The organism is Streptomyces sp. NPDC008001 (genome assembly GCF_042958085.1).
In the GTDB taxonomy this organism is placed as follows: Bacteria; Actinomycetota; Actinomycetes; order Streptomycetales; family Streptomycetaceae; genus Streptomyces.
Window position 1 is genome coordinate 119,797 of sequence record NZ_JBIBIZ010000002.1, and the last position, 14,473, is coordinate 134,269.

Sequence of the window (14,473 nt, forward strand, 5' to 3'; positions counted from 1 at the left end):
CGGACAGACAGATATTCACCCGGCTGCCGGGAACCGCGCTATTGCCACTTGCGGCATTGCCCCGACCGGCATTGCCTCAACCGGCAACGCCCACCCCACAACGCCCAATAGGCGGTGCCTCGCGCGGCATTGCCGCAACCGGCAATGCCGCAACCGCCAATTTCGCGCGCCCGCGTAAGAGAGCTAGAACTACGAGGGTGAAATCACCTGACTCGCACGACACCACACCCGCCCCGCGGCCTCCGCTGCGGGCCCTGCTCGCGTACGCGCGCCCCCATCGCCGCGTCCTCGCGCTGGTGCTGCTGCTGACACTGGGGGGCAGCGCCGCCGGTCTCGCCCAGCCCATGGTCATCGAGTCGGCGATGACGGCGCTCATGACCGGCGGCAGCCTGCGCAACACCCTCCTGCTGCTGATCGGCCTGCTCGTCGTCTCCATCGGGTTCACCTGGGCACAGTCCTGGCTGAGCGAGCGGACCGCGGAGCGGGTGGTCCTGCACGTGCGCCGCGGGCTGATCACCCGTCTGATCCGGCTGCGCACGGCCGAGCTGGACCGCGTCGAGCCCGGCGGCCTGACGACCCGCGTCACCTCCGACAGCACCCTCGTGCAGCACGCCGCCACCAACGGCGTGATCCAGCTCGTGGACGGGGCGGTCCACCTGCTCGCCACGATCGTGCTGATGGGCATCACCAGTCTGCCGCTGCTCGGCATCACCTCGGGCGTCCTGGTCTTCGCCGGCATCGCCGTCGGCATCGTCATGCCGCGCATCCGGCGGGTCACCACCCGCTCCCAGGAGTCGGTCGGCGACATCGGCGCCGCCCTCGACCGCGCCCTCGGCGCCGCCCGTACGGTCAAGGCCAACGGCGGGGAGGCCACGGAGACCGCGCGGGCCGTGTCCGCCGCCGAGGACGCCTACCGCGCCGGGCTGGTCGGCGCCCGCTACCAGGCCGCCATCGCCGTGATCACCGGCATGGTCGTCCAGGCGTCCTTCCTGGCCGTGATCGGCTTCGGCGGCGCCCTCGTCGCCACCGGGACGCTCGACCTGGCCGCCCTGATCGCCTTCCTGCTCTACCTGTTCAACCTCGGCGGGCCGATCCTCTCCCTCGTCGGCGGCACCACCTCGCTGCAGCAGGGCCTCGGCGCCCTCGCCCGCATCGAGGAGGTCGACCGGATGGAGACCGAGGACGACGTCGACACCGTTCCGGCGCGCCCCACCGGACCGCCGCCGAGCGTGGTCCTGGAGGACGTCACCTTCGCCTACCCCGGCCGCGCCCCGGTCCTGGACGGCATCGGCTTCACCGCCCCCGCCGGCAAGATCACGGCCGTCATAGGCCCGTCCGGCACCGGCAAGACGACCGTCTTCTCCCTCCTCCAGCGCTTCTACGACGTGGACGGCGGCCGCATCCTCCTCGGCGACACCGACATCTCCGGCCTCAGCCGCGCCGAGGTGCGCCGCCGCATCGCCTACGTCGAGCAGGACGCGCCCATGCTCGCCGGCACGGTCCGGGAGAACCTGCTCTACGCGGCCCCCGACGCCACCGACGACGAGATCGCGGACGTGCTGCGGCAGACCCTGCTCGACTCGTACGTCGCCGGCCTGCCCGAGGGCCTGGACACCCCCGTCGGCGCCCGCGGACTCGCCCTCTCCGGCGGCCAGCGGCAGCGCCTGGCCATCGCCCGCGCCCTGCTGCGCCGCCCCCAGGTGCTGCTCCTCGACGAGGTCACCGCGCACCTCGACGGCCTGAGCGAGACGGCGCTGCGGCAGACCGTCGAGAAGGCGGCGGAGCACTGCACGGTCCTGCTGATCGCGCACCGGCTCTCGACGGTGACGTCGGCGGACCGGCTCATCCTTTTGGAAGGCGGACGCGTCCGTGACCATGGGAAGCACGAGGAACTCCTGGACCGGGACGAGCTGTACCGCGACCTGGCGGCGACGCAGCTCGCCGTCTCACACTGATCGTCAGACCGTCAGTACTGACCACACTGAAGGAAGCTCCGCATGACGCACGTGACCGACAGCCGACCTGTAACCCTGGACAAGGACGTGGACGGCAAGAACGCCGATGACAACGGCCTGGACGGCAAGGACGCCGACGGCACGGGTGCCGACGGCCTCGACGAGGAAGCCCTCACCGGCCCCGTCCGGGACGACCTCTTCGGCGACATCACCGTCCTCCTGAACGACGAGGAGGGCTGGGTGGAGGTCCTGGGCGACGCGATACCCCCGGTCGCCGTGGACCGCGCCCCCGAGGCGGAGACCGAGGACCACGTCCCCATCGGCACCCGCGACCCCGCCCGTCTGACGATGACGGTGGACGGCGAGCCGGTCGCGCTCGTGCCCAGCAAGGGCAAGCTGTCGCGCCGCTCGTACGCCGTGGACGTCACCCGCGGCGGGACCGTCTACCGCCTCGTGCCGGACTCCATCGCCGGCAGCCGGCTGCTGAAGGACGGGCAGCACCTCGGCGACTTCTCCTCCGACGGCGACGGGCGGGTCCTCGCCGAGTGGAAGGAGGGGGCGGACGTCGCCCCCGCGGACGCCTCCGTCGGCTACGCGCTCGCCGCGGCGTTCGGCACCGGTGGGCAGCCGATGTGGATGGTGGCGATCGAGGCCGCGGCCGAACTGCTCCCGGGATGACGGGATGAGCGGCACGCCCGGAACACCCTGAAGGCCCCGCCGGAGAGTCCCGGCGGGGCCTGTCGTCCGTGGAAGGCCTACGCGGCTACGCGGCTGCGCGGCCGCCCGGCACGGCGGCTCTGATGGCGTCCGCGTACACGTGCGACACGATCGCCGCCTCGAACCGCGACCGCAGGTCGAGCTTGCGCACGATGTTCGCGGTGTGGGCCCGTACGGTGCGCTCCGCGATGCCCAGCCTCCGCGCGAGCCGCCTGTTCTGTTCCCCCGAGGCCAGCAGGAGCAGGACCTCCACCTCACGCTCGGTGAGCGTGGTGAAGTCGTGCCGTGCCTCGGCCATCGTCGTACTCATCCGGATTCCCCTCGTAGGTCTCAGCCTTTCCGGCACCCACCAGACTGCCAAGGCGGCCCGGCCCGGGGCCCGTTCTCCCAAGGCAGCTTCCTGCAACCGCCGTTACAGCTTGCTGCGTCCTCCCCGCAGGAACGCCGTGGCCAGTCGCTTTACCTCTGCATTACGCTTTGGACGATGTACCGGCGGTTACGCAGAACCGCGCTCGTCACTGACCAGTCGAGCCGCCGCCGGCCAGTCGCACACGGGGGAACCATGAGCAAGTCAGGCATGGGTATGGGCCTTTTGGGGCTTTCCACAGCAGAAGAGGATATTTACCGGCATTTCCTGCGCCATCCCGGCACGTCCGCCGATGACATCCACCTGAGGATCCACACCGCGAAGGAAACCGTCCGCACCGCCCTGGACCGGCTGCACGGACTCGGCCTGCTGCGCCGCGCCGAGGACGGGACCGTCACCCCGGCCGATCCCGGGATCGCCGTGGACCGCCTCACCGACCTGCGGCTCCGCGAGCTCCACCACGAACTGCAGCAGGTCACCCAGTCCCGCCATCTGATCGCGGAACTGCAGGCCGAACAGGGCCGGCGCGCCCCCGCCCCCAAGGGCGTGGAGCGCATGGAGGACCTGGCCCGGATCCGTGAGCGCATCGACGACCTGTCCTTCTTCGCCCGCGAGGAGATCCTGTCCGTCGAGCCGTACACGGCGCTCACCCAGGAGAACATCGACCACGCCCGGCCGCTCGACGCCCGCTGCCTGCGCCGCGGCGTACGCATCCGCAACGTCGTCCTCAAGGAGGCGCTCGACCACCCGCCCACCCTGGCCTACCTGCGCGAACTCACCGCCCGGGGCGCGGAGATACGCGTCGCCTGCGACATATCCGAGCGGATCCTCGTCTACGACCGGCACACCGCACTGGTGCCCGCCGATCCCGACGACACCTCGCGCGGTGCCCTCGTCGCCCAGGAGGCCGGGCTGGTGGCCAACATCCTGGCCCTGTTCGAAAAGATCTGGGACCAGGCCACCGACCTCGCCGCACTGATCGACGAGCCCGCCGAGGGCGCGGCCGGGCTCTCCGCCATGGAGCAGCGGGTCCTGGAGTCGATGTGCAGCGTCGGCAAGGACGAGATCGGCGCCCGCGACCTGGGCATCTCCGTGCGGACGTACCGCCGGCACGTCGCCGACCTGCTGCGCGTCCTGAACGCCTCCAGCCGTGCGCATGCCGCGCTGCTGGCGCGGGAGCGCGGCTGGATCTGAGCGGGCCGGACCTGACCGCTGCCGGATCCGCACGGCCGGCCTGACCGCTGCCGGATCCGGCCGCCGCCGGAGCTAGCGGCCCCGCCGCCAGCCGCGCAGCCCCCCGCCCTCCACGAGCGCGCCTGCGAGCCACGCGTGGACGGCGGCGGGGCCCGTGGCGGGGCCGGAGGGTGTCACCCGGAGGAGGATCCGGTCCTCCTCCAGCCGCCAGGTGCAGTCCCAGCCCTCGGGCAGCGCCGACACCAGCCTGATCACGGCCGTCTCCGGAGGAGCGGCGGTGGGCGCGGCGCGCTCCACCACCGCCTCCGTGCTTGCTGTCCTCGCCACGCCTTCTCCTCCGGTTCCTCTCGGGGTACCCATGGCAAAGCCCCGGCCTGCCACATCGCAGACCGGGGCTCCGAAGCCGACGTCTTTGTCACTGCCACCCGTTGACACGATGACAGACCGGCAGCCGGTCGACGAGCTTGACCGGTATGCCGCACAGGCCGTGCAGGCCATGCAGGCCGTGCGCGTCCGCTGCGGCGGGTGCGGCGACCGCCGTGCCCGGCAGCGCGAAGACCGCCAGGGACACCCCCGGAACGAGCACTGCGGCGGCCTTGGCGGCGAACTTACCGGTCATCACGTTTCCCCCAACGTCGTTGTTCCGTGGGGAAAACTCTGCCAGCGGGGGCGGGACGGCCGGCAGGAATGGACTGTCAGCTTGCTGCAGTGGGCACACAGCTTCATGCCAGTCCGGGCGGGTGTCCGGATGCGGACAGGGCCGGGTGAGCGGAATGCTCACCCGGCCCTGCCGGCACTGCTGATGCGCCTTACTTGCGATGCGCCCTACTTGCGATGCGCTCTCCTGCTGATGCGCGCGCCCTACTGCTGATCGCGGCGCGGGCGCCACACCACCAGCGCGCTCGTCTGCTGCACGTCCTGGTACGGGACCAGGTCGCGGCGGTAGGAGGCGTGGACCGCCGCCTCGGCCTGCTGCCGGGCCGCCGCGGCGCCCTCCACCAGGCCCTGCAGCTCGGCGACGCGCGCCTTGAGCGCGGCCACCTGGTTCTCCAGCTCGATGATGCGCTTGATGCCCGCGAGGTTGATGCCCTCGTCCTGGCTGAGCTGCTGCACCTGCCGGAGCTGCTCGATGTCCCGCGCGGAGTAGCGCCGGCCGCGCCCGGCGGCGCGGTCGGGTGAGACCAGGCCGAGCCGGTCGTACTGCCGGAGGGTCTGCGGATGCAGGCCCGACAGCTGCGCGGCGACCGAGATGACGTAGACAGGCGACTCGTCGGTCAGCTCGTACGGATTGCGCCGCCGGCCGGTCCCATCCATGGGGGTCACGCTCCCTTCGCGGCCTGGAAGAGCTCTGCCCGCGGGTCGTGGTCCGCGGTGGCCTCACGGTAGGTCTGCAGGGCTTCCCGGGCCTTGTCGCCGAGATCCTTGGGCACGGTCACCTCCACCGTGACGAGCAGGTCGCCGCGGGTGCCGTCCTTGCGCACCGCGCCCTTGCCCCGGGCGCGCATCGTGCGGCCGTTGGGCGTGCCGGGCGGCAGCTTGAGGGTGACCGGGGGGCCGCCGAGGGTGGGCACCTTGATCTCGCCGCCGAGGACCGCCTCCGGATAGGAGACGGGCACGGTGACGGTGAGGTTGTCGTCCTTGCGGCCGAAGACCGGGTGGGTGCCGACGTGCACGACGACGTAGAGGTCGCCGCTGGGGCCGCCGCGCTCGCCCGGGGCGCCCTTGCCGCGCAGCCGGATCCGCTGGCCGTCGGAGACGCCGGCGGGGATGCGGACCTGCATCGTGCGGGAGGACTTGGCGCGACCGCTGCCGTGGCAGACGTCGCAGGGGTTCTCCGGGATGAGGCCGCGGCCCTTGCAGTCGGGGCACGGGTCGGTCATGGAGAACCCGCCGCCGGAGCCGTGCGACACCTGGCCGGTGCCGACACAGGTCGGGCAGACACGAGGAGTACCGTTTTTGTCGCCGGTGCCGGAGCAGGTCTTGCAGGCCGCCGAGGAGGACATCCGCAGCGGAACGGTGGCCCCGTCGACCGCCTCGGTGAAGCTCAGGGACACCTCGGACTCGATGTCCTGTCCGCGGCGCGGCTGGGTGCGCGCGCCGCCGCGGTTGAACAGGCCGCCGAAGACGTCCCCGAGACCGCCGCCGAAGCCGCCGGTGCCGGCCCCGCCCTGGGCGCCCCCGAAGAGGTCGCCCAGGTCGAAGTTGAAGGAGCCGCCGGCCGCGCCGCCCGGGCCCGGGCGGAAGCCGCCGTTGCCGAAGAGGGCGCGGGCGTCGTCGTACTCCTTGCGCCGCTTGGGGTCGGCCAGGACGTCATTCGCCTCGGAGATCTCCTTGAAGCGCTCCTCGGCCTTGGCGTCGCCCTTGTTGGCGTCCGGGTGGTACTCGCGGGCGAGCTTCCGGTACGCCTTCTTGATCTCGGCCTCGGTGGCGTCCTTGGGGACACCGAGGACCTTGTAGTAGTCCTTCTCCAGGAAGTCCTTCGTACTCATCCCCGGTGTCCCTCCTTCCGTTCCCTGCGGTGATCCATCGGTTCAGCGTCAGCCCTTGTCCGGGCCACCGCTCTCCTCTTCGGAGCCGGAGCCGGACCCGGCGTCCTCGCCCTCGCCCTTGGCGCCCTGGGCGCCCGGCTGGGGCTCGGCGACGGCGACCCGCGCGGGGCGGATCGTCCGCTCGCCGATCCGGTACCCCGGCTGCAGGATCTGCACGCACGTGGTCTCGGTGACGTCGGGGGCGTAGGAGTGCATCAGCGCTTCGTGCACCAGCGGGTCGAAGGGCTCGCCCTCCTTGCCGAACTGCTGCAGCCCCATCTTGGCGGCGACCGTCTCCAGCGACTCGGCGACGGACTTGAAGCCGCCGACCAGCTCGCCGTGGTCACGGGCGCGGCCGATGTCGTCGAGCGTGGGCAGGAGCTCGGACAGGAGGTTCGCGACGGCGATCTCCTTGACCGTGACCCGGTCCCGCTCGACCCGGCGGCGGTAGTTCTGGTACTCGGCCTGGAGACGCTGGAGGTCCGCGGTGCGCTCGTTGAGCGCGGCCTGGGCCTGGTCCAGCTGAGCCTGGAGCCCTACTTCCACCAGCTCCTCACCGGAGGGGGCAGAGCCCGGGCCCGCCTTGTCGGCGGCCCCGGCGCCCTGCGCCGCTTCCTCGGAACCGGCGGCGTCGGAGGTGCCTTCAGGCTTCTCGTTGTTGTCAAAGCCCGGGGTCTCCTCCGTCACGCCGCACCGCCCTTCGGCTTGTCCTCGTCCACGATCTCGGCGTCGACGACGTCGTCGTCGGCCTTGGTCGGACCGCCGGCCTCACCGGCGGCACCGGCAGCGCCCTGGGCGGCCTGCGCGTCGGCGTACATGGCCTGGCCGAGCTTCTGGCTGACCGCGGCGACCTTCTCGGTCGCGGTGCGGATCTCGGCCGTGTCCTCGCCCTTGAGCTTGTCCTTGAGCTCGGTGACGGCGGTCTCGACCTCGGTCTTGACCTCGGCCGGGACCTTGTCCTCGTTGTCCTTGAGGAACTTCTCCGTCTGGTAGACGAGCTGCTCGGCCTGGTTGCGGGTCTCGGCGGCCTCGCGGCGCTTGTGGTCCTCCTCCGCGTACTTCTCGGCCTCCTCGCGCATGCGGTCGACCTCGTCCTTCGGCAGCGAGGAGCCGCCGGTGACGGTCATCTTCTGCTCCTTGCCCGTGCCGAGGTCCTTCGCGGCGACGTGCATGATGCCGTTCGCGTCGATGTCGAAGGTGACCTCGATCTGCGGGACGCCCCGCGGGGCCGGCGGCAGGCCGGTCAGCTCGAACATGCCGAGCTTCTTGTTGTACGCGGCGATCTCGCGCTCGCCCTGGTAGACCTGGATCTGCACGGACGGCTGGTTGTCCTCGGCCGTCGTGAAGATCTCGGAGCGCTTGGTCGGGATCGTGGTGTTGCGCTCGATCAGCTTGGTCATGATGCCGCCCTTGGTCTCGATGCCGAGGGACAGCGGGGTGACGTCGAGCAGCAGGACGTCCTTGACCTCACCCTTGAGGACACCGGCCTGGAGCGAGGCGCCGATGGCGACGACCTCGTCCGGGTTGACGCCCTTGTTGGCCTCGCGGCCGCCGGTCAGCTCCTTGACGAGCTCGGCGACGGCGGGCATGCGGGTGGAGCCGCCGACGAGGACCACGTGGTCGATCTCGGACAGGGCGATGCCCGCGTCCTTGATGACGTTGTGGAACGGGGTCTTGCAGCGCTCCAGCAGGTCGGCCGTGAGCTGCTGGAACTGGGCGCGCGTGAGCTTCTCGTCCAGGTGCAGCGGGCCCTCGGCGGAGGCCGTGATGTAGGGCAGGTTGATCGTGGTCTCGGTGGACGAGGACAGCTCGATCTTCGCCTTCTCCGCGGCCTCGCGGAGACGCTGGAGAGCCATCTTGTCCTTGGAGAGGTCCACGCCGTGGCCGTTGGCGAACTGCTTGACCAGGTAGTCGACGACGCGCTGGTCCCAGTCGTCACCACCGAGGTGGTTGTCACCGTTGGTGGCCTTGACCTCGACCACGCCGTCGCCGATCTCGAGCAGCGAGACGTCGAAGGTGCCGCCACCGAGGTCGAAGACGAGAATGGTCTGGTCGTCCTTGTCGAGACCGTAGGCCAGGGCGGCCGCGGTGGGCTCGTTGACGATGCGCAGGACGTTGAGGCCCGCGATCTCACCGGCCTCCTTGGTGGCCTGGCGCTCGGAGTCGTTGAAGTACGCCGGGACGGTGATGACCGCGTCGGTGACCTTCTCGCCCAGGTAGGCCTCGGCGTCCCGCTTGAGCTTCTGCAGGATGAACGCGGAGATCTGCTGGGGGTTGAAGTCCTTGCCGTCGAGGTTGATCTTCCAGTCCGTGCCCATGTGGCGCTTGACCGAGCGGATCGTCCGGTCGACGTTGGTCACGGCCTGGCGCTTGGCGACCTCGCCGACCAGCACCTCGCCGTTCTTCGCGAAGGCGACGACGGACGGCGTGGTCCTGGCGCCCTCGGCGTTGGTGATGACGGTGGGCTCACCGCCTTCGAGAACACTGACGACGGAGTTCGTCGTACCCAGGTCGATGCCGACCGCACGTGCCATGTCGATTCCTCCAGCTGACTTGAGTGGAACAGACTCAAGGGTGCAATGCGGATCCGATTCTGTCAACGGAGCTGAGTCGGGGCGGCTCAAGTCTTATGCGGGGCTTATGCGCAGGCGGGCCCGTACGGAGGGTGGGACGCTGGAGGGAAGAAGAGCCCGTGGCGGGAGAGGCCGGCCCGGGGGTCTGTTGCCGGGGTCCATTGCGGGGACCCGGCGCTGAGGGTGCCCTGAGCGACACAGATCACCGGCGGTGCGGCTATATCGCGCGCGGGAGAGTGAGTAGTCTCGTACGGACTGGATAAGTTACCCGTTAGTAGTGGTTCGTAGAAGTTCGCTCTCGCAGGCCCGAGGAGCCCACCCATGCAACTCGCCGCGATCATCGTGTCGCTGGTAACAATCGCGGTCGGCGTAGCGCTGTTCGGCCGCGCCATCCTGCAGATCTACCGCTTCATGCGGATGGGTCAGCCCGTACCGGCCGGCACCCGCACCGACGACCCCGCGCAGCGCACCGTCACCGTGGCCAAGGAGTTCCTCGGCCACACCCGGATGAACCGCTGGGGCGTCGTCGGTGTCGCGCACTGGTTCGTGGCGGTGGGCTTCTTCTCGCTGCTGCTGACGATCGTCAACGCCATCGGCCAGCTCTTCCAGGCCGACTGGCTGCTGCCGATCATCGGTGACTGGACGCCGTACAACGTCTTCGTCGAGTTCCTCGGCACGATGACCGCGCTCGGCATCCTGACCCTCATCGTCATCCGGCAGCTGAACCGGCCGGGCGCCCCGGGCCGCAAGTCGCGCTTCGCCGGCTCCAACACCGGCCAGGCGTACTTCGTCGAGGCCGTCATCCTCATCGTCGGCGTCTGCATCTTCATGCTGCACGCGCTCGAGGGCGCGCAGCACCACGTGGACGGCTACGAGGCCTCCTTCTTCGTCTCGTACCCGGTCGTCTCGTGGCTGGAGGGGATGGACGTCTCGACGCTCCAGAACCTCACCTACTTCTTCGCGGGCCTGAAGATCGCGACGTCCTTCATCTGGATGATCACGGTCGCGCTGAAGACCGACATGGGCGTGGCCTGGCACCGCTTCCTCGCCTTCCCGAACATCTGGTTCAAGCGCGAGGCCTCCGGCGACGTGGCGCTCGGCGCCCTGCTCCCCATGACGAGCGGCGGCAAGCCGATCGACTTCGAGGACCCGGGCGAGGACGACACGTTCGGCGTCTCGAAGGTCGAGGAGTTCTCCTGGAAGGGCCTGCTCGACTTCTCCACCTGCACCGAGTGCGGCCGCTGCCAGTCGCAGTGCCCCGCCTGGAACACCGGCAAGCCCCTCTCCCCCAAGCTCCTGATCATGGCGCTGCGCGACCACGCGCACGCCAAGGCGCCGTACCTGCTCGCGGGCGGCGGCAAGGACGCCGAGGGCGCGGAGAAGGCGACCGAGGAGCAGCTGAAGGACGTCCCGGCGGCCGCCCTGGCCGAGGCCGAGCGCCCGCTGATCGGCACGCTGGAGGAGAACGGCGTCATCGACCCGGACGTGCTGTGGTCCTGCACCACGTGCGGCGCGTGCGTCGAGCAGTGCCCGGTCGACATCGAGCACGTCGACCACATCGTCGACATGCGCCGCTACCAGGTGATGATCGAGAGCTCCTTCCCGTCCGAGGCGGGCACGATGCTCAAGAACCTGGAGAAGAAGGGCAACCCCTGGGGCCTGGCGAAGAAGCAGCGCCTGCAGTGGACCAAGGAGGTCGACTTCGAGGTCCCGGTCGTCGGCAAGGACATCGAGGACCTCACCGAGGTCGAGTACCTCTACTGGGTCGGCTGCGCCGGCGCCCTGGAGGACCGCGCCAAGAAGACCACCAAGGCCTTCGCGGAGCTGCTCCACATGGCGGGCGTGAAGTTCGCGATCATGGGCGGCGACGAGAACTGCACCGGTGACTCGGCCCGCCGCCTGGGCAACGAGTTCCTCTTCCAGCAGCTCGGCCAGCAGAACGTCGAGATGCTGAACATGGCCTTCGGCGAGGATGCGGACGAGGGCGTCAAGGTCGAGAAGGCGAAGAAGAAGATCGTCGCGACCTGCCCGCACTGCTTCAACACGATCGCGAACGAGTACCCGCAGCTCGGCGGCGAGTACGAGGTCATCCACCACACGCAGCTGCTGCAGCACCTGATCGACGAGGGCAAGCTCATCCCCGTCACTCCGGTCGAGGGTCTGATCACGTACCACGACCCCTGCTACCTGGGCCGCCACAACAAGGTCTACACGCCGCCGCGCGAGATCATCGCCAAGGTGCCGGGCCTGCGCAACGAGGAGATGCACCGCCACAAGGAGCGGGGCTTCTGCTGCGGTGCCGGCGGTGCGCGCATGTGGATGGAGGAGCGGATCGGCAAGCGCATCAACAACGAGCGCGTCGACGAGGCCCTGTCCCTCAACCCGGACATCGTCTCCACCGCCTGCCCCTTCTGCCTCGTCATGCTGACCGACTCGGTCAACGGCAAGAAGAACGACGGCAAGGCCAAGGAGTCCATCCAGGTCGTGGACGTCGCCCAGCTCCTGCTGGAGTCCGTCAAGACGCCGGCGGCGCCGGAGGACGGCGGCGAGGACAACGGTGACGGCGGCGACGGCGAGCCCGCGGACGCCCCGAAGCCGGACCCGACGCCGGCTCCGGAGCCGGTGAAGTAACCGGTCCGTACGCAGTGCCGATGGCCGGGCCCCGCGAGCGATCGCGGGGCCCGGCCGTTGCCGTTCCCAACCCCTGGTATTTCCCTTAGGGGATGTCACAGCTCGGCCGCAATGGCGGGCCCGTTCTCACCGCGCCGACTCGGCACCGTCACGGAGCGGGTACGTTCGAACCGTGGCTGGATTCAGGATGGGACGCGGACAGGGCTCGAACGACCCCGGGGCCGCTCAGCAAGGACAGCGCCCGGGGCAGTACCAGGCCCCGTACGGCGCCCAGGCCGGCGGCGGCCAGTGGCAGCAGCAGCCCCCGCCGTACGGCGAGCCGGAGTACTTCGGCGGCGGTGCCGGCGGCGCGCAGCCGAGCGGCTACGGGCAGCCGGGCAACGGACAGCCGGGCTACGGGCAGCAGGCCGGCTACGGGCGGCAGAGCGACTACGGGCAGCAGCCGTACGGTCAGGACCCGTACCACGGCCAGGGCCGGCCCTCCCCCGGCGGTGACCACCCGGGCCACACCCAGCAGTTCAGCCTCGGCGAGGCCCCGGACGCGTACGGCGGCGGGGATCCGTACGGTCAGGACCCGTACGGCCAGGGCCCGTACGGCGGGCAGCACGACCCGTACGACGGCACCCCCGCGCCGCCCCCCGGCCCCCGGCTGCCGTGGAAGCAGCTGCTGACGGGCATAGTCATGCGCCCTGCGGCGACCTTCTGGCAGATGCGCGACCACGCCGTGTGGGCACCGGCCCTGATCGTCACGTTCGTCTACGGCCTGCTCGCCGTCTTCGGCTTCGACAAGGCCCGCGAGGACGTGCTCAACGCCACGCTCTCCAACAGCATCCCGTGGGTGCTGACGACCGGCGTCGTCGTGGTCCTCTCCGGCCTGATCCTCGGCGCGGTCACCCACACCCTGGCGCGCCAGCTCGGCGGCGACGGCCTGTGGCAGCCGACGGTGGGCCTCTCCATGCTGATCATGTCGATCACGGACGCGCCCCGGCTCCTCTTCGCGCTCTTCCTCGGCGGCGACAGCCTGCTGGTGCAGGTGCTGGGCTGGGCGACCTGGCTCGTGGCGGGCTACCTGTTCACGTCCATGGTCAGCAAGTCGCACGACATCCCGTGGCCGAAGGCGCTGGGCGCCTCCGCCATCCAGCTGATCGCCCTGCTCTCGATCATCAAGCTGGGCACGCTGTAGCGCCGCCGTTGCGTACGAGAGGGCCCCCGCCGCGGTGAACGCGGCGGGGGCCCTCTTGTACGTACGGTTGCGCGTCCGGACGGTTGCGCGTGCCGACGGTTACGCGTACGTATGGTTACGCGTCGAGGACCTGGCCCTCACGGCGCACGACCGGCGGCTCGACCGACCACGGGAAGTTGATCCACTCGTCCGTCTTCTTCCAGACGTACTCGCACTTCACGAGCGAGTGGCTCTTCTCGTAGATGACGGCGCTGCGCACCTCGGCGACGTGCTCCAGGCAGAAGTCGTGCACGAGCTTGAGCGTCTTGCCGGTGTCGGCGACGTCGTCGGCGATCAGGACCTTCTTGTTGGAGAAGTCGATCGCGTTCGGGACGGGGGAGAGCATGACCGGCATCTCCAGCGTCGTACCGACGCCGGTGTAGAACTCCACGTTGACCAGGTGGATGTTCTTGCAGTCCAGCGCGTACGCCAGACCGCCCGCGACGAAGACGCCGCCGCGCGCGATGGACAGGATGATGTCCGGCTCGTAGCCGTCGTCCGCGATGGTCTGCGCCAGCTCACGGATGGCCTGCCCGAAGATCGGGTAGGTCAGGTTCTCGCGGATCTCACTCACTGTTGCTCTTCGCCTTTTGCTCTGCTCAGACCTGGGTGCGATGGAAATTCTGGAAGGAGCGCGACGGCGTGGGCCCGCGCTGCCCCTGGTAACGGGAGCCGTGCTTGGCGGACCCGTAAGGATGCTCGACGGGCGAGGTCAGGCGGAACATGCACAGCTGCCCGATCTTCATCCCCGGCCACAGCTTGATCGGCAGCGTGGCCATGTTCGACAGCTCCAGCGTCACGTGCCCGGAGAAACCCGGGTCGATGAAGCCGGCGGTCGAGTGCGTCAGCAGGCCGAGGCGGCCCAGGCTGGACTTGCCCTCCAGTCGCGAGGCGATGTCTCCGGGGAGCGTGATGACCTCGTACGTCGAGGCGAGCACGAACTCACCGGGGTGCAGGATGAACGCCTCGTCGCCCTCCGGAACCACCTCACGGGTGAGGTCGGCCTGCTCGACCGCGGGGTCGATGTGGGGGTACCGGTGGTTCTCGAACACCCGGAAGTAGCGGTCGAGCCGCACGTCGATGCTCGAGGGCTGCACCATCGATTCGTCGAACGGGTCGATCCGCACGCGGCCGGCGTCGATCTCGGTCCGGATGTCCTTGTCTGAGAGAAGCACGGGTCGAGGATACGCGGAGAAGACGGACAACGCGGGCCCGGTCCGAGCGGACCGGGCCACGCCGCTTGATCAGAGCTTCGCCGGCGCTTGATCAGAGCTCCGTCGGCGCTT

At 70.0% G+C, this 14,473-nt stretch carries 14 protein-coding genes; 5 read left to right on the top strand and 9 right to left on the bottom strand.

The annotated features are described in order from the left end of the window. Positions 1–197 precede the first annotated feature (197 nt). Together ACFZCD_RS05505 and ACFZCD_RS05510 are read left to right on the top strand one after the other, a co-directional pair. Positions 198–1,955, top strand: a complete 1,758-nt coding sequence (locus tag ACFZCD_RS05505) for an ABC transporter ATP-binding protein (protein ID WP_391828171.1) — start codon at positions 198–200, stop codon at positions 1,953–1,955. Positions 1,956–1,997: 42 nt separating this feature from the next. After that, complete coding sequence (locus tag ACFZCD_RS05510) at positions 1,998–2,633, top strand: hypothetical protein (protein WP_391828173.1); 636 nt, start codon at positions 1,998–2,000, stop codon at positions 2,631–2,633. An 85-nt stretch (positions 2,634–2,718) separates the two neighbouring features. On the opposite strand, the gene ACFZCD_RS05515 is transcribed toward ACFZCD_RS05510, so the two are convergent. Beyond that, positions 2,719–2,982 (bottom strand): helix-turn-helix transcriptional regulator, encoded by a 264-nt coding sequence (locus tag ACFZCD_RS05515; RefSeq protein WP_391828175.1) that lies wholly within the window; start codon positions 2,980–2,982, stop codon positions 2,719–2,721. A 252-nt stretch (positions 2,983–3,234) separates the two neighbouring features. Here ACFZCD_RS05515 and ACFZCD_RS05520 point away from each other — a divergent pair, with 252 nt between their 5' ends. Next, a complete protein-coding gene (locus ACFZCD_RS05520) occupies positions 3,235–4,233 on the top strand; it encodes a helix-turn-helix transcriptional regulator (RefSeq protein ID WP_391828177.1) in 999 nt (332 codons plus the stop codon). A 72-nt stretch (positions 4,234–4,305) separates the two neighbouring features. On the opposite strand, the gene ACFZCD_RS05525 is transcribed toward ACFZCD_RS05520, so the two are convergent. From ACFZCD_RS05525 to dnaK, 6 genes are all read right to left on the bottom strand, one after another. Then, complete coding sequence (locus ACFZCD_RS05525; protein WP_391828179.1) at positions 4,306–4,560, bottom strand: hypothetical protein; 255 nt, start codon at positions 4,558–4,560, stop codon at positions 4,306–4,308. 88 nt (positions 4,561–4,648) lie between these two features. Continuing rightward, entirely contained in the window at positions 4,649–4,852 is a 204-nt protein-coding gene (locus tag ACFZCD_RS05530) for a hypothetical protein (protein WP_391828180.1), read from the bottom strand. A gap of 242 nt (positions 4,853–5,094) precedes the next feature. Continuing rightward, positions 5,095–5,547, bottom strand: a complete 453-nt coding sequence (locus ACFZCD_RS05535; RefSeq protein WP_391828182.1) for a heat shock protein transcriptional repressor HspR — start codon at positions 5,545–5,547, stop codon at positions 5,095–5,097. Positions 5,548–5,552: 5 nt separating this feature from the next. Further along, positions 5,553–6,722 carry a molecular chaperone DnaJ gene (dnaJ, locus tag ACFZCD_RS05540; RefSeq protein ID WP_391828184.1) on the bottom strand — a complete coding sequence of 390 codons (1,170 nt, stop codon included), beginning with the start codon at positions 6,720–6,722 and terminating at the stop codon, positions 5,553–5,555. Positions 6,723–6,770: 48 nt separating this feature from the next. Next, complete coding sequence (gene grpE / locus ACFZCD_RS05545; protein WP_391828186.1) at positions 6,771–7,448, bottom strand: nucleotide exchange factor GrpE; 678 nt, start codon at positions 7,446–7,448, stop codon at positions 6,771–6,773. Further along, positions 7,445–9,295 carry a molecular chaperone DnaK gene (gene dnaK / locus ACFZCD_RS05550; protein WP_391828188.1) on the bottom strand — a complete coding sequence of 617 codons (1,851 nt, stop codon included), beginning with the start codon at positions 9,293–9,295 and terminating at the stop codon, positions 7,445–7,447. The genes grpE and dnaK overlap by 4 nt, the downstream gene beginning before the upstream one ends. Before the next feature lie 360 nt (positions 9,296–9,655). Between dnaK and ACFZCD_RS05555 the strand changes: the two genes are divergently transcribed. After that, complete coding sequence (locus tag ACFZCD_RS05555) at positions 9,656–11,965, top strand: (Fe-S)-binding protein (protein ID WP_391828190.1); 2,310 nt, start codon at positions 9,656–9,658, stop codon at positions 11,963–11,965. Positions 11,966–12,152: 187 nt separating this feature from the next. Continuing rightward, complete coding sequence (locus tag ACFZCD_RS05560; RefSeq protein ID WP_391829003.1) at positions 12,153–13,148, top strand: YIP1 family protein; 996 nt, start codon at positions 12,153–12,155, stop codon at positions 13,146–13,148. A gap of 115 nt (positions 13,149–13,263) precedes the next feature. Here ACFZCD_RS05560 and ACFZCD_RS05565 read toward each other — a convergent pair whose 3' ends face one another. Together ACFZCD_RS05565 and dcd are read right to left on the bottom strand one after the other, a co-directional pair. Beyond that, positions 13,264–13,761 (bottom strand): phosphoribosyltransferase, encoded by a 498-nt coding sequence (locus tag ACFZCD_RS05565; protein ID WP_087927366.1) that lies wholly within the window; start codon positions 13,759–13,761, stop codon positions 13,264–13,266. A gap of 25 nt (positions 13,762–13,786) precedes the next feature. Further along, positions 13,787–14,362, bottom strand: coding sequence for a dCTP deaminase (gene dcd / locus ACFZCD_RS05570; RefSeq protein ID WP_058047472.1), 576 nt, complete (start codon positions 14,360–14,362; stop codon positions 13,787–13,789). Positions 14,363–14,473: the final 111 nt, after the last annotated feature.